Source organism: Pseudomonas linyingensis (genome assembly GCF_900109175.1).
Taxonomy (GTDB): Bacteria; Pseudomonadota; Gammaproteobacteria; order Pseudomonadales; family Pseudomonadaceae; genus Geopseudomonas; species Geopseudomonas linyingensis.
The window spans coordinates 233,567-253,038 of sequence record NZ_FNZE01000005.1; the positions used below are offsets into that span (position 1 = coordinate 233,567).

Sequence of the window (19,472 nt, forward strand, 5' to 3'; positions counted from 1 at the left end):
TTGCAAGAATTGTTTTTGTTGGCGGCAGCTCCGATCGAATGGAGACTACCCAAGAGTTGATGAAAAAATTACACCAATCACTTGAATCGTCAACTAATTTTTTTCGAAATCCAAACCGTGCCACACCGAGTCAAGCCGCAGCTTTCGAGAATGCATGCAAGGCTATAAATCCGGTAAAAACCCAAAAAAATCCGAGAAAAACCTTAAATTATCGACAACCCTGGACATTACCCGTCCTTGCCGAGAGCGACAAAACCACATAGGAAGCGCCCAAGGGGAGGCAAAACCGCTTCCGGCATGGGTAAGAAAATCGAAGATTTCACGCGTCAGGAGAGTGTCGATTCGGGCTGAACGGGGGAGCAACGACGGTTGCGCAACGCCACCGCAACCGCGCCTAGGTTGTGCACCGCCTAGCCAAACGGCCCATCGGAAGCCAAGCCGACGACAGGCAAGCAGACCTGCTGACGGCACAAGCCGATGCCAATGGGTTTGTCGCACCCGCGGCACCCAGCTGCTGCCGATCCACGACGACAGCAAGCCGGCCGACGACTTCGGCCGCCTGGCGGTGGCCGGCAAGGCCAAGCTGTCCAACACCGAGCTGAAGGTCGGCGAGATGATCCCGGTTCTGCCGATCCTGCGCTCCGACGACGGCCGCTCGCTGCCGCAGACCTTCCAGGGCGGCATGCTGACCTCGAAGGAGATCGCCGGGCTGACCCTGCACGGCGGCGAGTAGCGCTTCAACCAGGAGCGCATCCTGGTCGGCGCCTGGTACGCCGAGCTGCAGGATGTCTACAACCAGCAGTAATTCAACCTGGTGCACAGCCAGCCGGTCGGCGACTGGACCCTAGGCGCCAACCTCGTCTACTTCATCGGCGGCGAGGACGGCAGCGAGAAGGCCGGCGAGCTGGACAACAAGACCGCCTCCGGCCTGTTCTCCGCCAAGTACGGCGCCCACACCTTCTACGTCGGCCCGCAGAAGGTCAGCGGCGACAACGCCTGGATGCGCGTCAACAGCACCAGCGGCGGCACCCTGGCCAACGACAGCTTCAACGCCAGCTTCGACAACCCCGACGAGCGCTCCGCGCAGGTGCGCTACGACTACGACTTCGCCGCCCTCGGCGTTCCCTGGTCTGGTCAGCATGGTGCGCTACATCAAGGGCGACGACATCGACGTCAACGCCAGCATCGACGACGGCGAGGAGTGGATCCGCGACATCGAGCTGGCCTACACCGTGCAGGACGGCCCGCTGAAGGCCCTCAACGTCAAGTGGCGCACCTCGAGCATCCGCAAGAACTGGGTGAGCAACGGCACCGACTTCGACGACACGGCCTGATCGTCAACTATCCGCTGAACATCTTCTGATCGCGTGCAACACCGGCCGCAGTGGCAGCGGTGGCCGTCTCCTTGGGATCTTGTCCCTCTTGCGCCCGTCCATGAGACGGGTTTTTTTTCGTCCGGGGTTGCTTGGCGGGAAGCCAAGGCATCCCCTGCGGCAAACCTGTCCGGCAAAGGTCGTGGCCAGTCCCCCGAAGCTGCGTGGCAACCCGCACGACTCGCGCAGCAGGTCAGGCCTTACCCTGTCTGCCGGGATAATGGAGCGTCCCGGCGACGATGTGTGGGCTACTTCCAGGGTGGCGCCACCAGGCCTCGACCTCCGGCAGCAGCGCCAGGAAGGCCCGGACTGCCTCACCAGGCGTCACCGCCGCCCTGTCCCACAGCCGTGAGAGCCGCGACCGGTTCTGGCCGAATGCCCTGACCGGGAACGGCCACAGGGTGCGGCTTGGCGACAGCGTGCCGAGGACCAGCGTGCCACCGCGCGCCTCCAGCTCCGCCAACCCCTGCGGCGGCTCGATGAACAGCTGCACACTGAACGCGGCGCTGCGCCTGCGGTTGAACAGGATCGCGATGATCTCCCGCCCGGCCAACCCCTCGCGCTGGAACTCATAGCGGACGGTATGACGATCGAAGGGGATGCCGGGCGCGCGGTAACCGGAGGCCACCAGCACGGGGGTCAGCACTGCGGTCAGCTCGGCGCAGAGTTGCCGGAAGGGGCTGAGCATGGCTTGAGTCATGGCTCCTGATGGTTGACCTCACGAGTCGAACGCAGGCGCAGGGTCAATCACCTGGCTGGCCGGCTTTTCTGTTGGCACATAGGGCTCGACCCTGTCCTGCTCGGCCGGATCGTTGCGCGCCACCACCGCGCGGGCCGGCTCGCTAGCACTGAGATTGATCGCCTCGTGTGGCACGCCGGGTGGAACGAACAGGAACTCCCCCGCTTCGCTGACGATCTCGTTCTCCAGCGCCATGCCCCAGCGGGTGAGGACGCGGCCCTCGAGCACGTAGATGCCCGTCTCGTAACCGACGTGGATGTGCGGCTCGGCCCGCCCGCCAGGCGGGATGACCACCAAGTGCATGGACAGCCCCTGCGCCCCGACCGTCTGCCCCGAGATGCCGACGAAATAGGGAAGATGCTGGCGGGTCATGACCTCGCTCTCGGGGCGTATGCCCTGCACCTTGCGCTCGTCTGCGGCCATGGCTGTTTCCTTCACGAAAGACGGATCTCGACTCAGCGTATCGGTGGAGACTGGTACCCTTCTTCCCCCACCTCGAGCTCCACACGGCTGAGAATCTTCAGATCTACCTTCTGGTTTAGCTCACGCTTGACAGCGTCTTGCAGAGCCTTGATGTCTGCTGGACTTAAAACATTGGGTCCTGCAACCAATCCACGTACGATCCAGGACTCTCCTGCAGGCGCCGCATCGATGGCCTGCACATAGAAGTTTGACTTGTCCATGATCGAGCGAGTCAGAAGGCTTTCGATCTGTGCCTGTATCTGCCGCTGCCCTTCGTCAAGAGCACCGTAGTGTGCCGCACCTAGAATCACAGGTCCCTTGGCACTCACCTCACTGGTTGAGATGCGACGAATGCCCACTTGTATATTGCTATTTTGCAGACGCTCCTGAAGGAATTTCTGGAAATTCTCGACTCTTTCCGCACTGGGCTCACGCGGGCTCTGGATGGCCATGACCAGAACCGGGCCGGAATCGAGCTCAACCAGACTGATATCGTCAAGATGTAGGTAATCCTGGCCCGCCAAAGCCTCGCGGGCGATCTGCTCTGCCTGCTGGAGCAGGGCCATCGGTGGGGTCAACTGGACATGACTTACCTTGCCATCGAGGTTCAGATAGGGGCGGATATTGGTCGAGCCGGTTGCGCTAATAACCTTCGTGACCTTGCAGCGCATGAAGAGCTGCACTGGTTGCCCGAGCTGCGCAGAAAGATGCTCTTCGATTACCTTCGCCATGTATGGCTCGAGAATCTGCGGGGTATCCACGGAAGCGATGATGCTCACCCCCTTCGTTGTGGGATTGAGCTCCACGCTGGTCAAGGCGGTGTTGGGCAAGTGAGCAAGTTGTTCGTCAAGCACGCTGTTGACCACTCGATTCACGCGCAGATCGTCGATCAGAGTGAAAAGGTAGCCAGTCAGCACAATAGCAACCAAAGTCAGACTTATTACTGCCACGGAGAAACGTCCGACGAGTCCCCGCCAGCCAGAAAGCAACCCCGCTTGTTTCTCACTCATCGCAAACCTCGGGGCCCAACGGCTCAGAATCTATCGAATACCTCGGCACCAGGCCTGGCCTGTAAACCATCGGCATTCTCGGCTGGCGGGGAGGTTTCAGCTGGGGCTGCCCGCTCTGCCAGAGCTGCCGGCTCAACTGGAGCTGCCTGCTCTGCCAGGGCTGCTGGCTCTACTGGTGCTGCCTGCTCTGCTGGAGCCGCCTGCTCTGCCGGGGCTGCCAATTCAGCTGAGCTTGCGGGTGGAGCAGGCAGAGGAGCGTACTTGACCGCCGCGGTGCCAGTACCAGACGGCTTGGAAGCCGGCAGGCGCCAGATGAGCAGACCATTATCGACCCAACCCTGTATGCAGCCGTCCGGGGTGCGAATTCGAGCGTAGCCACGCCGAACCTCGCTACGGAGTACTTTTTGGTGGCGAGTCAAAGTGGCCAGCACTCGTGAACCACGCCTGGGAGCACTGTAAACCTTGAGGTCCGGCCGGCTTGCATAGTAGGGCAACTCAGCGGAAGCCGGGGCCCGGACCGGGGCCGAGGCCCGGGACAGGGCCGGCTCAGGGGGCTGCGAAAGAAACCGTTGCCCGGTGGTGCAGCCATTCATGCCAACCACGCAAGCCAGCATGACCGGAAAAAGACGGATCAGGCAGAGCCCGTGGCATGGTGGGAGCATGAGCCTTGGTCTCGAGAAATGGTCATCCGAGTCTAGATGCTTGCAAGCCATCGTGTTGCCGAGGACCATCCTCGAAGCGATGCTGATTCGGCATATGCGTCCAGCCAGTGAGTTTTACTATCTGCCATAGCGCCACCTCCCAGCCGAGCCAACCCACCGCCTTCGGAGTCTTCCAGATGTGAGCTGGAGCATAGCCGACAGGGCAACCGCCACCGGCCCCGCAGCAGCGGTAGCGTGACAGAACCTGCACTTACCCGTCGCCCGGAGCTCCGCCCATGCCACATCGTCCCCCGCCCCCCTTCACCCCAGACCTGTTCGGCGAAGCGCCCGCCGAACTGCCCCGCGAGGAACGCCTGGGCGCGCAGGCCCTGCTGCTGCGCGGCTTCGCCCTGCCTTTCGTCGACGAGTTGCTGCCGGCGCTGACAGCGGTCGAGACGGCGGCGCCGTTCCGGCACATGGTCACGCCCGGCGGACAGTCGATGTCGGTGGCGCTGACCAACTGCGGCGTGCTGGGCTGGATCAGCGACCGCGGCGGCTATCGCTACAGTCCGCTCGACCCGCTGAGCGGCCAGCCGTGGCCGGCGATGCCAAAGGCGTTCCAACGTCTGGCACGCGAGGCGGCGGCCGCCGCAGGCTTTGCGGATTTCTCGCCGGACGCCTGCCTGGTCAACCGCTACCTGCCGGGCACGCGCATGAGCCTGCACCAGGACCGCGACGAGCGCAGCTTCGAACACCCCATAGTCTCGGTGTCGCTGGGCATCCCGGCGGTGTTCCTGTTCGGCGGCCACACGCGCCGCGAGACTGCGCAACGGGTGCCGCTGGCGCACGGCGACGTGGTGGTGTGGGGCGGCGAGGATCGTTTGCGCTTTCACGGCATATTGCCGATCAGGGAAGCGGTGCATCCGCTACTGGGCGCGCAGCGGATCAATTTCACCCTGCGCAAGGCAGGGTGAATCTCGCACTCAGTGCGGGGTGACCCCCATCGCCCTGTCTAGCTTATCGAGCAGGCGCATGGTCGGCAGGCAGGCGGCGAAGGAGGATTCGGGCGTGCGGCCTTCGCGGATGGCGGCGAGGAATTCGGCGTCCTGGCGGGCGAAGCTGCTGCCGGCGGGGACGCTCTGCAGCACGCCCTCGTGGTCCTTCAGCTCGTCGCGGTAGGCCAGCAGGGTGGCTTCCTCACCGATGTAGCGGTAGTGGCCGCCGATCGGGCCACGGTTGTTGAACGACAGCACCAGGCTGGCCATCGCCCCGCTGCGCGCACGCAGGCCGATGTTCATGTCCATCGGGATGCCCAGCTCGGGGTGGCGCGGGCCGGCACTGCCCCACACCTCCAGCTCGGCATCGTCCAGCAGCCAGGCGAACAGGTCGACGCTGTGGCAGGCGTGATGCCAGAGCAGGCAGTCGGTCCAGCTACGCGGCTTGCCGAACATGTTGCGGTTGTCGCGGCGCAGGAAGTACGTCTCGGCCACCAGGTGCTGCAGGTGGAACTCGCCGGCCGCGATGCGCCGCTTCAGCTCGACGTGCGGCGCGCTGAAGCGGCGGGTGTGGGCGACCATGCACACCTTGTCGGTCGCGGCGGCCTCGGCGCTGAGACGCTCGGCATCGGACAGGTTAAGACTCATGGGGATCTCGGCCAGCACGTGCTTGCCGGCGGCGATGGCCGCGCTGGCCTGCTCGGCATGCAGCGGGCTGGGGCTGGCGAGGATCACGGCGTCGATGTCGTCGCGCGCGAGGCTCGCAGCGAAATCCTGCGAGTACTCGGGGATGCCCCACTGGGCGGCGAAGGCCGCGGTGTCGGCGGCCACGCCGCCGGCGACACAGACCACCTCGGCACCGCCGATCTCGTGCAGGGCCTGCAGGTGGATGCCGGCGATGGCGCCTTCACCAGCGATCAGGATACGGATGGGGGTGGCAGCAGACATCGTCGACTCCTCGGGTAATGGGGCGCGCAGGTCAGCGCCGGCGCCGGGCCTGCAGCCAGGCACTGCCCAGACCGCTTAGGGCGATCACGCCCATGCCCAGCAGCGCACCGGAGTCCGGCGCATGGTCGAACAGGACGAAGCCGTACAGCACGGCGAAGAAGATCTGCAGGTAGCTGAACGGCGCCAGCAGCACCGGCGAGCTGTACTGGAATGCGATGGTCAGCAGCATGTGCCCGCCGACGGCGATCACCCCGAGGGAGACCATGCCCAGCAGCTGCGGCCACTCTGGGAGGCCGCTCCAGAACCACGGCAGCATCAGGCTCAGGCACACGGCGCCGACCAGGCCGGTGACCAGGTTGGTGGTAGCCGCGCTGTCGCGGATGCCTATGCGCCGGGTCAGTAGCTGGAACACCGCGTAGCAGGTGGCCGAGGCCACCGGCAGGAGCATGGCCGGGGTGAGCAGGCCGCCGCCTGGGCGGACGATGATCAGCACGCCGGCGAAGCCGAGGCCGACCACCAGCCAGTGGCCGAGGCTGGCGCGCTCGCCGAGCAGCGGGATCGCCAGCAGGATCACCAGCAGCGGCGACAGGAAATGCACCGCAGTGGCCTCGCCGATCGGCAGCAGGCTCAGGGCGGAGAGGAAGAACAGACTGATGGCAAGCAGCGACAGGCCGCGCAGCACCTGCAAGCCGGGACAGTTGACCTTGAGCACGCGCAGGCCGTGGCGCGACAACTGCCAGGTGGCGAGCAGCAGGCTCTGCGACAGGTAGCGCACCCAGAGGATCATCAGCACGCTGTTGAACGTGGTGAGGTACTTCGACAGGCTGTCCAGCGAGGCGAAGGCGAGCACGGCGGCGCAGGTCAGCAGGATGCCCTTGAGCGGGCGGGATATGGCCATCCGGGAGAAGGGTTCCTGGTCAGGTAGGCAGGGGGGAGCGGGCCGTCCGGGCGGACGGTGGCGGGCGCAGCGGGCAATGTTAACTTATTAACCATGTAGTCCGCCCGACCGCCTGATCGATCCCTGCAGGGGCGGATTCATTTGCCTTTGGGGGGATATTTGGCGAATGAACTCGCCCCTACAGGCCGGGAAAACGGCTTCATCGCCCCCGCCTCCGTCACTCCAGCGACTCGACGCCCAACTCGTTCCACACTTCCTCGGCGAGGTGGAAGGTGGCGTTGGCCGCCGGGATGCCGCAGTAGATGGCGCTCTGCAGCAGCACTTCCTTGATCTCGTCGCGGGTCACACCGTTGTTGCGCGCGGCGCGTAGGTGCAGCTTCAGCTCGCCCTCGCGGTTCATGCCGATCAGCATGGCGATGGTGATCAGACTACGGGTGTGGCGCGGCAGGCCCGGGCGGGTCCAGATATCACCCCAGGCGTGGCGGGTGATCATTTCCTGGAACTCGCCGTTGAACTCGGTGACGTTCTTCAGGCTGCGGTCGACATGGGCATCGCCGAGCACCGCGCGGCGTACCTGCATGCCGGCTTCGTAGCGTTGTTTTTCGTCCATTGCTGGCTCCATTGCGAGATGGGGGCGCACCCGCTCGCGAGCGGTACGCCAAAATAAGGGTGAACGGCATGGGCGGGCGAGTACGCCCACCCTCCCCGTCTTACTTGCTGAGGAACGCCAGCACCGCCTGGGTGAAGGCGTCGCCGGCCTCGACGTTGGACAGGTGCGCGGCGTGGAACTCGACCAGTTCGGCGCCCGGGATGCGCTCCTGCATGAAGCGGCCGTGCTCGGGGGTGGTCACCGCATCAAAGCTGCCGCAGACGATCAGGGTCGGCACGCTGATCGCAGCGATCTGCTCGCGGTAGTCGGCATCGCGCACCGCGGCGCAGTTGGCGGCGTAGCCCTCGGGCGAGGTCTGCGCCAGCATGCCGACGATGGGCTCGGCCTTGGCCGGATCGGAGCTCGCGAACTCGGCGGTGAACCAGCGGGCGATGGAGGCGTCGCGCAGGTCGCGCATGGCCTGCGCTCCACCGGCCAGCACGGTCTCGATGCGAGTGTTCCACACCTCGTCAGTGCCGATCTTCGCTGCGGTGTTGCACAGCACCAGCTTGTCCAGGCGCGCGCCGGCGTTGATGCCCAGCCACTGGCCAATCAGGCCGCCCATGGACAGGCCGCAGAAGGAGAACTTCTGGATGTCCAGGGCGTCGAGCAGGGCCAGCACGTCGCGGCCGAGCTGCTCGATGTTGTACGGACCCTCGGTCACCAGCGAGTCGCCGTGACCGCGAGTGTCGAAGCGCAGCACGCGGAACTGCTCGGCGAAGGCCGGGATCTGCGCCTCCCACATGTGCAGGTCGGTGCCCAGCGAGTTGGACAGCACCAGCACCGGCGCGCCGGCCGGGCCATCCAGTTGGTAGTTGAGAGCGCCATCGGCGAGTTGCACGGTCGGCATGGAAGACTCCTTAGCTGTGGGTGGCGCGGTGTTCGGCCACGGCACGGGCGACCCAGCTCTGCGCCAGGCCAAGGTAATGGGCGGGATCGAGCAGGCGATCCAGTTCGGCGGCGGACAGCTCGGCGCTGACCTCGGCGTTGGCGCCGAGCACGGCGCGCAGGTGGCGGCTTTCGTTGACCGCCTGGCGGCAGCAGTGCTCGACCAGATGGTGGGCGCGTTCGCGGCCAAGGCGCTGGGCCAGGGCGATGCTCACCGCCTCGGCCAGCACCAGGCCGCGGGTCAGATCGAGGTTTTCACGCATGCGCGCGGCATCCACTTCCAGCCCCGGCAGCAGCAGGCGCGCCTGTTGCTGCGCGCCGGACAGCAGGCAGCACAGCTCGGGCAGGGTTTCCCACTCGGCATGCCAGAGGCCGAGGCTGCGTTCGTGCTCCTGCGGCATGGCGCTGAGCATGGTGGCGACCAGCCCCGGCGCGCGGGTGGCAGCGGCGATCAGCACGGCGGCACCGACCGGGTTGCGCTTGTGCGGCATGGTCGAGGAACCGCCCTTGCCCGGCGCGGACGGCTCGAACGCCTCGCCGACGTCGGTCTGCATCAGCAGGCTGAGGTCGCGGCCAAGCTTGCCGAGGGTGCCGGCGAGCAGGCCGAGCCAGCCGGCGAACTCGACCAGACGGTCGCGCTGGGTGTGCCAGGGCTGCTCGGGCAGGGTCAGGTCCAGTTCGCGGGCCAGCGCCTCGGACACCGGCAGGGCCTGCTCGCCAAGGGCGGCCAGGGTGCCGGCGGCGCCGCCGAACTGCAGCACCAGCAGGCGCGGCTTCAATTCGGCCAGGCGCTGGCGCTGGCGGGTGAGCGCGCCGAGCAGGCCGGCCAGCTTCATACCGAGGGTCACCGGGGTGGCGTGCTGCAGCCAGGTGCGCCCGGCCAGCGGTGTGGCGGCGTGGCGCTCGGCCTGCACGGCGAGATCCTCGGCCAGCGCGGCCAGCTCGGTTTCGAAAATGGCGACGGCGGCGCGCAGTTGCAGCACCAGGCCGCTGTCCATGGCGTCCTGGCTGGTGGCGCCGAGGTGCACGTAGCGCTCGGCCTCGGCATCGACGGCGGCGATCTGCCGGCCGAGGACCTTGACCAGCGGGATCGCCGAGTTGCCGGCCGTGGCGATGGCGGTGGCCAGCGCCGGCACGTCGTAGAGTTCGGCGCGGCAGGCGCCGGCGATGGGCGCCACGGCGGAAGCCGGGATCAGCCCGACCGCCGCCTCGGCGCGCGCCAGCGCGGCCTCGAAGTCGAGCATGCCCTGCAGCCGGCCCCGGTCGCAGAATACCGCACGCATCGGCGCGCTGGTGAAGTAGGCATCGAACAGTTGGTTGCTCAAGACGGTGTCATCCTGTGAGCGTTGGGATAGGACCAAGGTTGGCAGCGCGGCGCGGCGGGGTCCAGCGCGGAGTCGGCGGAGCCGCGGGCAAGCGTAGGACGGACAAGGCTGTGCCTCTGTCCACCCTACCCCGCGGCTCGATCCGCTGTAGGGGCGAATTCATTCGCCCACATGCCCCGCCAAGGCGAATGAATTCGCCCCTACGGACCCTACTCCGCTGTGGCCGTTACACCCGCTCGATGGCCAGGGCCAGACCCTGGCCGACGCCGATGCACATGGTGGCCAGGCCCAGCTTGCCGCCGGACTTCTCCAGCTGATGCAGGGCGGTCAGCACCAGGCGCGCGCCGCTCATGCCCAGCGGGTGGCCGAGGGCGATGGCGCCGCCGTTCGGGTTGACCCGCGCGTCGTCGTCGGCGATGCCCAGCTCGCGCAGGCAGGCCAGACCCTGGGCGGCGAAGGCTTCGTTCAGCTCGATGACGTCGAAGTCGGCGACCGCGAGATTCAGACGCTCGCACAGCTTGCGCACCGCCGGCACCGGGCCGATGCCCATCACCCGCGGCGCAACGCCGGCGGCCGCCATGCCGAGCACCTTGGCGCGCGGCTTGAGGCCGTACTTGGCCACCGCCTCGGCGGAAGCCAGGATCATCGCGGCGGCGCCGTCGTTGATGCCCGAGGCGTTGCCGGCGGTGACGGTCTTGCCCTCGCCGTTGACCGGCTTGAGCTTGGCCAGGGCTTCGGGAGTGGTGTCCGGACGCGGATGCTCGTCGCTGGCCACCACGCTGTCGCTCTTCTTGCCCTTGATCACCACCAGGACGATTTCCTCGGCGTAGAAGCCGTCAGCCTGGGCGCGACCGGCGCGCTGTTGGCTGCGCAGGGCGAAGGCGTCCTGGTCGGCGCGCGAGATGCCGAACTCCTCGGCCACGTTGTCGGCGGTCTGCGGCATGGCCTCGACGCCGTACTGGGCCTTGAGCAGCGGGTTGACGAAGCGCCAGCCCATGGTGGTGTCTTCGATCTTCATGTTGCGCGACCAGGCGCTGTCGGCTTTGCCCATCACGAAGGGCGCACGGCTCATCGACTCAACGCCGCCGGCGATGGCCAGCTCCATCTCGCCGCTGGCGATGGCACGGAAGGCGCTGCCCACCGCGTCCATGCCCGAGGCACACAGGCGGTTGAGGGTCACGCCCGGCACGCTCGGCGGCAGGCCGGCGAGCAGCAGCGACATGCGCGCGACGTTGCGGTTGTCCTCACCGGCCTGGTTGGCGCAGCCGTAGAACACGTCGTCGATAGCCGCCGGATCGAGCTGCGGGTTGCGCTCGAGCAGCGCCTTCAGCGGAATCGCGCCGAGATCGTCGGCGCGCACCGCGGCCAGCGCGCCGCCGAAGCGGCCGATGGGCGTACGCACGGCGTCGCAGATGTAGACGTCGCGGCTCATGCCTCACCCCCAACCTGACCGCCGTGGGCGGCGGCGGTGCGCGCTTCCAGGGCGCGCAGGGCGTCCATCTCGACGGCGGTCGGCTCGGCGGTGGTGGCCACATTGTCGGCGAAGCGGATCGCCCAGCCGGTGTTCTCGATCACCTGCTCGCGGGTCACGCCCGGGTGCAGCGAGGTGACGATGAACTCGTTGGTGCCGGCTTCCGGCTCCATGATGCACAGGTCGGTGATGATGCCGACCGGGCCCTTGCCCGGCAGACCGAGCTGCTTGCGGTGGTCGCCGCCCTCGCCGAAGCCGACCGAGGTGATGAAGTCGAGCTTGTCGACGAAGCTGCGATGACCCTGCTTGAGGATGATCAGCACCTCTTTCGCCGAGCCGGCGATTTCAGGGGCGCCGCCGGCGCCGGGCAGGCGCACCTTCGGCGAGAAGTAGTCGCCGACCACGGTGGTGTTGATGTTGCCGAACTTGTCGACCTGCGCCGCGCCGAGGAAGCCGACGTCGATGCGACCGCCCTGCAGCCAGTAGCGGAAGATCTCGCCGGTGGGCACCACGGTGTCGGCGGTTTCGGCCAGCTCGCCGTCACCGATGGACAGCGGCAGCACGCTCGGCTTGGCGCCGATCGGGCCCGATTCGTAGATCAGCACCACGTCCGGCGAGGACGTCAGGCGCGCCAGGTTGGCGGCCTTGGACGGCAGGCCGATGCCGACGAAGCACACCGCGCCATTCTTCAGGCGGCGGGCGGCGGCCACGGTCATCATTTCGTTGGTGGTGTAGGTGCTCATCAGTTGGCCTCCTGCTGCGCGGCCAGCTTGGCCTGGAACTCGGAAAAATCGGCGGTGCCGCGGATATAGGTGTCGATCCAGGCGGTGAAGGTGTCGCGGCTGCGGGCGATCGGATCCCAGGCCTGGTAGAAGCGGTTGTCGCGCTCGGAGTAGCCGTGGGCGTAGGACGGATGGGCACCGCCCGGCACCAGGCAGACCGCGGACAGCGCCCAGGTCGGCAGCACGCAGGCGTTCATCGGCGCGTTGAGGTCGTCGACGATCTCTTCCACGGTGACGATGGCGCGCTTGGCGGCCAGCACGGCTTCCTTCTGCACGCCGAGGATGCCCTGCACCAGCACATTGCCCTTGCGGTCGGCCTTCTGCGCGTGGATCACGGTGACGTCCGGACGCACCGAGGGCACCGCGACCAGCTGTTCGCCGGTGAACGGACAGGTGATCGGCTTGATCAGCGGGTTGACCTTGGGCAGGTCGGAGCCGGCGTAGGCGCGCAGCACGGCGAACGGCAGGCCGGAGGCGCCGGCGACGTAGGCGTTGGCCAGGTCGGCGTGGCTGTGTTCCTCGATCTCCAGGGCGTGCGGCCACTGCTTCTCCACCGCGTCGCGCAGGCGGTGCAGCGAGCCGACGCCGGGGTTGCCGCCCCAGGAGAAGATCAGCTTCCTGGCGCAGCCGGCACCGATCAACTGGTCATAGACCAGGTCGGGGGTCATGCGCACCAGGGTCAGCTCCTTCTTGCCCTGACGGATGATCTCGTGACCGGCGGCAGTCGGAATCAGGTGGGTGAAGCCTTCGAGGGCGACGGTATCGCCATCGTTGACGAAGCGCTGGACGGCTTCGCGCAGGGTGAGGATTTCGGCCATTGGTTGTGCTCTTGCTCGGTTGACGTCGTCCGGCGCATCGCGCCGGCCAGTGAGGTCAACAGTAGGGAAGCGAGCACTGCAGAACAATCCGATAATCGATGATTGGTTCGATAATCGGACATTACTTCATCCACCAATGGCCATCGCGTTCAGCGCCACAACTGCGCGCCCAGCTCCTTGCTGCCACTCAGCAGCACCGGCAGGAAGCGCGTCTCCAGTTCCTGGCGGCTGACCCGTCCGGCGTGGGTGCTGACGTTCATCGCTGCCAGCACCTGGCCGCTGGCGTCGCGCACCGGCACGGCCACCGAGCGCAGGCTCTGCTCCAGTTCCTGGTCGACGATGCACCAGCCCTGCTCGCGCACCTGCATCAGGCACTCCCACAGCGCTTCCGGGGTGTGCAGGGTGCGGCTGGTGCGCGGCTTGAGGTCGGCGCGCGCCAGGTAGGCGCGCAGGCTGTCGTCGTCCAGCGCGGCGAGGAGGATGCGGCCCATCGAGGTGCAGTAGGCCGGCAGGCGGCTGCCGACGCTGAGGTCGACCGAGATCAGCCGCTGCGGAATCGCCGAGCGGGCGATGTAGAGGACCTCGTCGCCCTCCAGGGTGGCCAGGTTGCAGGCCTCGTGCAGCTGCTCGCTGATGCGGTCGAGGAACGGCTGCGCCGACACCGCCAGCGGCGTCGACGACAGGTAGGCGTGGCCGAGGGTCAGCACCTTGGGCAGCAGCGCGTAGGTACGCCCGTCGGTGGCGACGTAGCCGAGCTGCATCAGGGTGTACAGGCAGCGCTGCACCGCGGCGCGCGGGATGCCGGTGCGGTGGCTGATCTGGGCGATGGTCAGGTGGCGCTTGCGCTCCTGGAAGGCGTTGATCACCGCCAGGCCGCGGGCCAGCGAGGACATGAAATTGGGATCGCCGGCGTACGCCTTGATCTGCTCGACGGCCAGCTGCTGCGGGGGCGGCGCCAGGCCGGACGGGGTGGGTTGCAGGTCGCTCATGGGGCCTCCGGGGCGGGCGGGAAAGTCCGTCGATTATCGAACCGCAGTCCGATAATCGCAAACCTCGCCGTTCAGGTCTGCAGGTAACCCGCCTGCCCGAGCACGCCGATCAGCGTGCTGATGGTGACGAAGGCCAGCACCGTGGCTGCCACCAGCGAGGCGGCGCAGCGCTCCTCGAGGCCGAAGCGCAGGCCGAGGATCGGGTAGATGCTCATCATCGGCGCACTGGCGAACAGCAGCCCGGCCACCTTGAGCTGCGGATCGATGTCCGGCACCAGGAGGAAGGCGAGCAGCAGCGCCAGCGGGTGGAGGACCAGCTTGCCGAGGGCGGTCTGCCCGACGTCCGCCCACATGCCGCGCGGGCGGAGGCCGTAGAGAGTGCCGCCGATGACGAACAGCGCCACCGGCGCCGAGGCGCCGGCCAGCATGTCCACCACGCGGAACAGCAGCGGCGGCAGGCGCAGCTCCAGCAGCGACAGCAAGAGGCCGAGGGCGATGGCGGCGATCATCGGGTTGCGCAGCAGGCGCAGGGCGGTCTCGCGGACCAGCGCCCGGCCGCTGGCGGCGGACTGCTGGCCGATCTCGGCCAGCACCAGGGCCAGCGGGATCATCAGCAGGTTCTCCACCAGCATGCCGAGGGCCATGGCCAGCGCCGCCGTCGGGCCGAGCACCATGGCCACGATGGGGTAACCGATGAAGCCGCTGTTGGGCACCGCCATGCCCATCGCCAGGATGGCGCTGGCCGACAGGTCCTGGCCGCGCAGCCAGCGCGCCACCGCCAAGCCGCCGGCGAACACCGCCAGCGAGGCCAGGGCGTAGGCCAGCAGGTAGGGGCCGTCGAGCACCTCGGCGAGGCTGCGCTCGCTCAGCGCCCGCAGCACCAGCGCCGGCAGGGCGAAGTTGATGACGAAGGCGCCGAGGCCGCGGATCTGCCCGCGGTCGATCAGGCCGCCGCGCACGGAAAGGAAGCCGAGGGCGATGAGGATGAAGATCGGCGCGGTGACGCCGAGCACGGCTAGCATGCCTGACTCTCCCTGTGGTCAGTCGGCAGCGGGCGCAGCTGCGCCAGGCGGCTGCGGGTGCGGGCGAAGTCGGCGTGGGCACGGGCCACGCACAACTGGTCGAGGTTGACGGCGCTGGCCAGCAACAGCTGCACGCCGCTGTCGTAGGCGATGTCGACGAAGTTGAGGAAGCGCTGCTGCACGTCCAGCGAGCGCTGGTCGAGCGACGGGATGGCGCTGATCGCCAGACAGGTGAAGTGCCGGCACAGCCACAGGTAGTCGGCGGTGGCGCTGGGCACCTCGAACAGCGCGGCGAACTCCAGCCACAGGGTGTCCTGGCTGCGCGCCAAGGGTTGCAGACGCAGACGGTTGACCACCAGCACCTCCCCTGCCCCGTCCGGCGTCAACCCCAGTTCCTCGGCCAGATGCGTATCGGCAGCCGGCGTAGGCCAGCAGTAGCGGCCCCAGTCGCGCGCGCTCAGCGGCCGGTAGTCGCGGCCGCCATCCAGTTCGAGCACGGTGAGGCGCTGCTGCAGCAGGCGGATGAACGGCTTGAAACGCTCGTGGTACAGCGGATTGGGGCACAGCCCGGCGGGCGGATAGTTGGAGGTGAGCACCACGCCGACCTGTTCGTGGAGCAGGTGCTGCAGCAGGCGGCCGAGCAGGATGGCGTCGCCGATGTCGTGCACGTGGAACTCGTCGAAGCACAGCAGGCGCACCTCGCCGGCCAGCTCGCGGGCGACCAGCGCCAACGGATCGGGTTGGCCGACGAAGCGCAGCAGGCGCTGCTGCACGTCCTGCAGGAAGGCGTGGAAATGGACGCGGCGCTTGGCTTCCAGCGGTGCGGCAGCAAAGAAGCAGTCGAGCACCAGGCTCTTGCCGCGCCCGACGCCACCCCACAGGTAGACGCCGCCGCTGTGCCGGCGCAGCCAGCCGCGCCGCCCGCCGAGCTGGTGCTGCAGCCACGCGGCCAGGCGGGCGAAGGCGGCCTGCTGGGCGGGATCGGCCGTCAGGCCGCGCTCGGCCAGTTGTTCGGCGAAACGCTGCTGCAGGGTGCTGGCAATGCTGGCGGAAGCGGAACGGGCGGGCATGGCGCGAATGGAATCCTCAACGTGGCAAACCCGCGATGCCGGACATCGCGGGTTCTGGATGGCGCAGGCAACGGTGCAACGATTCCGGCGCGGCGCGCAGGCGCATTACGGCACGCCCGCAGCACGACGCCGGAAGCTTGCTCAGAAGTCGAAGAACACCGTCTCGCCTTCACCCTGGATGCGGATGTCGAAGCGGTAGGCCAGCTTGCCGTCGACCTCGCAGCGCTTGGCCACCAGGGTCTGGCGACGCTCCACCGCCTCGATCAGGTTGAGCACCGGATCTTCGGCGTTGGCCTCCGTTTCGTCCTCGAAGTAGATGCGCGTCTGCAGCTGGATGTTGATCCCGCGGGCGAACAGCGACACGTTGATGTGCGGCGCTTGCTTGCCCACCGCGCCCGGCTTGACGGTCTTGAGGGTCCACTCGCCGGCGTCGAAGGTGGTGGCGGTACGGCCGAAGCCGTTGAAAGGCTTCTCCAGGTCGTAGGCGCAGTCGTAGACGCCTTCGTGGTTGGCCTGCCAGAACTCCAGGAAGGAGTCGCGCACCAGGTGGCCGTTGCCGTCGAATACGCGACCGATCAGGGTGATGTGCTCGCCCGGGGCGCCGGGCTTGGCCATCTCGTTCCAGACTTCCTGGTCACGGGTCGGGTTGCCGGCGGCCGCCAGGGCCAGACCGATGTGCACGTAGGGGCCGGCAGTCTGCGAAGGGGTTTCCGGCAGCAATTCAAAGTTCATGGTCGGCTCCTCTCTCACTGGTTCTCGAAGTGGGTCTTGCGCTGACCGCGCAGGACGATGTCGAAGCGGTAGGCCAGGCTGTCCATGGGCGTGCCCATGCTCATGTCCAGGCGACCGATCAGGGTCTGCACGGCGTCCGGATTGGCGAGGGTGCGGACGATCGGGCACTTCGGAATCAGCGGATCGCCCTCGAAGTACATCTGGGTGATCAGCTTGGTGGAGATCGACGGGCCGGCGATAGACACGTGGATGTGCGACGGACGCCACTCGTTCGGGCCGTTGCGCCACGGGTAGGGACCCGGCTTGATGGTGCGGAAGTAGTAGTTGCCGTTGGCGTCGGTCAGGGTGCGGCCGACCCCACCGAAGTTGGGGTCGAGCGGCGCCAGGTAGCGGTCGTTTTTGTGGCGGTAGCGGCCGCCGGCGTTGGCCTGCCACATCTCCACCAGGGTGTGCGGGATCGGCTGGCCGTACTGGTCGACCACGCGGCCGAACATGATGATGCGCTCGCCCACCGGCAGGCCGCCGTTGTTGAAGTTGAGCAGCAGGTCGTTGTCGTACTTGCCGAGCTTGAGGTGCGAGAAGTCCGGCCCGGTGGTCTCGGAGATCGACTGCGGGATGCTCACCAGCGCCTGGCGCGGCGAGCGCGGCACGGAGGTCTTGTAGTCGGGGGTGTAGGCCTTCGGTTGCCAGTTGCGGTCACGGGTGACGAACCGGCTGTTTTCCGCGTCGTGCATGCTGCGTTCCTCTTGTTGGAGTTGTCGGAGCGGATCTGAGTGAGGTCAGTCTGCCCGGCGCCCCGCCTTGAGGAAATTGAATTGTACTGTTTTGTCCATAACCATATGGTTATCAATAGGCGCTCTGCCAGCGACCGGCAAAGCGCCACCGCAGAAACGCAGCAGGCCGGTCGTCACTGACCGGCCTGCCTCTTTGCCCGCGACGCAGCCCCGCAGCCACGGGCAAGGCTGGGGACTGCGGGTGCACTGCAAGGTTATCCGTTGATCGCCCCCGCCAGCTCGGGCACTGCGTCGAACAGGTCGCCCACCAGACCGTAGTCGGCGACCTGGAAGATCGGTGCTTCCTCGTCCTTGTTGATCGCGACGATCACTTTCGAGTCCTTCATGCCGGCAAGGTGTTGGATGGCGCCGGAGATGCCCACGGCGATGTACAGCTGCGGGGCGACTATCTTGCCGGTCTGCCCCACCTGCAGGTCGTTGGGCACGAACCCGGCATCCACCGCGGCGCGCGAGGCACCGACGGCGGCGCCGAGCTTGTCGGCCAGCTGGTACAGCAGCTGGAAGTTGTCGCCGTTCTGCATGCCGCGTCCGCCGGAGATCACCACCTTGGCGGCGGTCAGCTCGGGACGCTCGGACTTGGCCAGCTCCTCGCCGACGAAGGCGGAGATGCCGGCGTCAGTGCCAGCGGCGATAGCCTCGATGACGGCGCTGCCGCCCTCGCCCGCCACCGCATCGAAGCCGGTGCTGCGCACAGTGATCACCTTGACCGACGCGCTGGACTGCACGGTGGCGATGGCGTTGCCGGCGTAGATCGGGCGCTGGAAGGTGTCCGGGCTCTCGACCTTGACGATCTCGGAGATCTGGTCGACGTCCAGCAGCGCGGCGACGCGCGGCAGCACGTTCTTGCCGGTAGTGGTGGCGGCGGCCAGCACGTGGCTGTAGGCGGCCGGCGAGGTCCCGCAGACCAGCTCGGCCACCAGCGGCGCGAGGTTTTCCGGCAGTTGGTGAGCGAAGGCGGCGTTGTCGGCGAGCAGCACCTTGCTCACGCCGGCGACCTGGGCGGCGGTCTCGCTAAGGGCGCCACAGCCGTTGCCGGCGACCAGCAGGTGGATATCGCCACCGATCTGCTGGGCAGCAGCCACTGTGTTGAGGGTCGCCGCGGCCAGGGCGACGTTGTTGTGTTCGGCAATGACGAGAATGGCCATCAGATCACCTTCGCTTCGTTCTTCAGTTTCTCGACCAGTTCGGCCACCGACTTGACCTTGATGCCGGCGCTGCGCGCGGCCGGGGCCTCTACCTTGAGGATCTTCACCGTCGAGGCGGTGGAGACGCCGAGGGCGTCCGGAGTCAGCACGTCCAACGGCTTCTTCTTGGCCTTCATGATGTTCGGCAGCGAGGCGTAGCGCGGCTCGTTGAGGCGCAGGTCGGTGGTGACGATGGCGGGCAGCTTCAGGGCCACGGTCTGCAGGCCGCCGTCGATCTCGCGGGTGACGTTGACCTGGTCGCCGGCGACCTCGACCCTGGAGGCGAAGGTGCCCTGGGCGAAGCCGGTCAGCGCGGCGAGCATCTGGCCGGTCTGGTTGTTGTCGCTTACATAGCCGTGTCCACCACAGCCTTGAGCAGCTTGGCCACGGCCAGGGAATTCAGTTCGTCGGCGGATTCGACCAGGATGGCGCGGTCGGCGCCGAGGGCCAGCGCGGTGCGCAGCTGTTCCTGGGCAGCGGTCGGGCCAACGGAGACGGCAACGATTTCAGTCGCCACGCCCTTTTCCTTGAGGCGCACCGCTTCTTCCACGGCGATCTCGCAGAACGGGTTCATCGACATCTTGACGTTGGCCAGGTCGACGCCGGAATTGTCCGCCTTGACGCGAACCTTGACGTTGTAATCGACCACGCGTTTGACGGTGACCAGAATCTTCATCGGGGG

General features: G+C 67.1%; 18 protein-coding genes and 2 pseudogenes. 2 read left to right on the forward strand and 18 right to left on the reverse strand.

The genetic code is table 11. The annotated features are described in order from the left end of the window. Nucleotides 1–496 precede the first annotated feature (496 nt). Nucleotides 497–1,363, forward strand: a pseudogene (locus BMZ19_RS08505) (OprD family outer membrane porin); the annotation flags it as partial. A gap of 203 nt (nucleotides 1,364–1,566) precedes the next feature. On the opposite strand, the gene BMZ19_RS08510 reads toward BMZ19_RS08505, so the two are convergent. The 3 genes from BMZ19_RS08510 to BMZ19_RS08520 are packed head-to-tail and all read right to left on the reverse strand — an operon-like array spanning nucleotide 1,567 to nucleotide 3,584. Beyond that, complete coding sequence (locus BMZ19_RS08510) at nucleotides 1,567–2,073, reverse strand: hypothetical protein (protein WP_090309747.1); 507 nt, start codon at nucleotides 2,071–2,073, stop codon at nucleotides 1,567–1,569. An 18-nt stretch (nucleotides 2,074–2,091) separates the two neighbouring features. Further along, entirely contained in the window at nucleotides 2,092–2,535 is a 444-nt protein-coding gene (locus BMZ19_RS08515; protein WP_090309752.1) for a cupin domain-containing protein, read from the reverse strand. A 32-nt stretch (nucleotides 2,536–2,567) separates the two neighbouring features. Continuing rightward, nucleotides 2,568–3,584, reverse strand: a complete 1,017-nt coding sequence (locus BMZ19_RS08520) for a hypothetical protein (RefSeq protein WP_090309754.1) — start codon at nucleotides 3,582–3,584, stop codon at nucleotides 2,568–2,570. 937 nt (nucleotides 3,585–4,521) lie between these two features. On the opposite strand from BMZ19_RS08520, the gene alkB reads away from it, so the two are divergent. Further along, complete coding sequence (gene alkB / locus BMZ19_RS08530; protein WP_090309761.1) at nucleotides 4,522–5,199, forward strand: DNA oxidative demethylase AlkB; 678 nt, start codon at nucleotides 4,522–4,524, stop codon at nucleotides 5,197–5,199. Nucleotides 5,200–5,208: 9 nt separating this feature from the next. Here alkB and BMZ19_RS08535 read toward each other — a convergent pair whose 3' ends face one another. From BMZ19_RS08535 to BMZ19_RS08605, 15 genes and pseudogenes are all read right to left on the reverse strand, one after another. Further along, the gene (locus BMZ19_RS08535) at nucleotides 5,209–6,168 is read right to left on the reverse strand and encodes a Gfo/Idh/MocA family oxidoreductase (RefSeq protein WP_090309764.1); all 960 of its coding nucleotides are present in this window, start codon (nucleotides 6,166–6,168) and stop codon (nucleotides 5,209–5,211) included. A gap of 31 nt (nucleotides 6,169–6,199) precedes the next feature. Beyond that, nucleotides 6,200–7,066 (reverse strand): DMT family transporter, encoded by an 867-nt coding sequence (locus BMZ19_RS08540; protein WP_090309767.1) that lies wholly within the window; start codon nucleotides 7,064–7,066, stop codon nucleotides 6,200–6,202. A gap of 217 nt (nucleotides 7,067–7,283) precedes the next feature. After that, on the reverse strand, nucleotides 7,284–7,676 hold the full coding sequence (pcaC, locus tag BMZ19_RS08545; protein WP_090309770.1) for a 4-carboxymuconolactone decarboxylase: 393 nt from the start codon (nucleotides 7,674–7,676) through the stop codon (nucleotides 7,284–7,286). 100 nt (nucleotides 7,677–7,776) lie between these two features. Next, nucleotides 7,777–8,565 carry a 3-oxoadipate enol-lactonase gene (gene pcaD, locus BMZ19_RS08550; protein WP_090309773.1) on the reverse strand — a complete coding sequence of 263 codons (789 nt, stop codon included), beginning with the start codon at nucleotides 8,563–8,565 and terminating at the stop codon, nucleotides 7,777–7,779. A gap of 10 nt (nucleotides 8,566–8,575) precedes the next feature. Continuing rightward, nucleotides 8,576–9,964, reverse strand: a complete 1,389-nt coding sequence (locus BMZ19_RS08555; protein WP_425287162.1) for a 3-carboxy-cis,cis-muconate cycloisomerase — start codon at nucleotides 9,962–9,964, stop codon at nucleotides 8,576–8,578. Between the two features lie 190 nt (nucleotides 9,965–10,154). Then, nucleotides 10,155–11,360: a 3-oxoadipyl-CoA thiolase gene (gene pcaF, locus BMZ19_RS08560; protein ID WP_090309780.1), complete on the reverse strand. Its 1,206-nt coding sequence runs from the start codon at nucleotides 11,358–11,360 to the stop codon at nucleotides 10,155–10,157. After that, entirely contained in the window at nucleotides 11,357–12,142 is a 786-nt protein-coding gene (locus tag BMZ19_RS08565) for a CoA-transferase subunit beta (protein WP_090309786.1), read from the reverse strand. Before BMZ19_RS08565 ends, pcaF begins: the two co-directional genes overlap by 4 nt. After that, nucleotides 12,142–12,999 (reverse strand): CoA transferase subunit A, encoded by an 858-nt coding sequence (locus BMZ19_RS08570; protein ID WP_090309789.1) that lies wholly within the window; start codon nucleotides 12,997–12,999, stop codon nucleotides 12,142–12,144. The genes BMZ19_RS08565 and BMZ19_RS08570 overlap by 1 nt, the downstream gene beginning before the upstream one ends. Before the next feature lie 149 nt (nucleotides 13,000–13,148). Beyond that, nucleotides 13,149–13,988: an IclR family transcriptional regulator gene (locus BMZ19_RS08575; protein WP_090309792.1), complete on the reverse strand. Its 840-nt coding sequence runs from the start codon at nucleotides 13,986–13,988 to the stop codon at nucleotides 13,149–13,151. A 71-nt stretch (nucleotides 13,989–14,059) separates the two neighbouring features. Further along, the gene (locus BMZ19_RS08580; protein ID WP_090309795.1) at nucleotides 14,060–15,010 is read right to left on the reverse strand and encodes an AEC family transporter; all 951 of its coding nucleotides are present in this window, start codon (nucleotides 15,008–15,010) and stop codon (nucleotides 14,060–14,062) included. After that, on the reverse strand, nucleotides 15,004–16,080 hold the full coding sequence (gene zapE / locus BMZ19_RS08585) for a cell division protein ZapE (protein WP_090309798.1): 1,077 nt from the start codon (nucleotides 16,078–16,080) through the stop codon (nucleotides 15,004–15,006). Before zapE ends, BMZ19_RS08580 begins: the two co-directional genes overlap by 7 nt. Before the next feature lie 141 nt (nucleotides 16,081–16,221). Then, nucleotides 16,222–16,812, reverse strand: coding sequence for a protocatechuate 3,4-dioxygenase subunit alpha (gene pcaG / locus BMZ19_RS08590; RefSeq protein WP_090309801.1), 591 nt, complete (start codon nucleotides 16,810–16,812; stop codon nucleotides 16,222–16,224). A 14-nt stretch (nucleotides 16,813–16,826) separates the two neighbouring features. Next, on the reverse strand, nucleotides 16,827–17,546 hold the full coding sequence (pcaH, locus tag BMZ19_RS08595; RefSeq protein WP_090309803.1) for a protocatechuate 3,4-dioxygenase subunit beta: 720 nt from the start codon (nucleotides 17,544–17,546) through the stop codon (nucleotides 16,827–16,829). Nucleotides 17,547–17,800: 254 nt separating this feature from the next. After that, on the reverse strand, nucleotides 17,801–18,751 hold the full coding sequence (locus BMZ19_RS08600) for an electron transfer flavoprotein subunit alpha/FixB family protein (protein ID WP_090309808.1): 951 nt from the start codon (nucleotides 18,749–18,751) through the stop codon (nucleotides 17,801–17,803). Then, a pseudogene (locus BMZ19_RS08605) lies at nucleotides 18,751–19,466 on the reverse strand (electron transfer flavoprotein subunit beta/FixA family protein). The gene BMZ19_RS08600 and the pseudogene BMZ19_RS08605 overlap by 1 nt, the downstream one beginning before the upstream one ends. Nucleotides 19,467–19,472 lie beyond the last annotated feature (6 nt).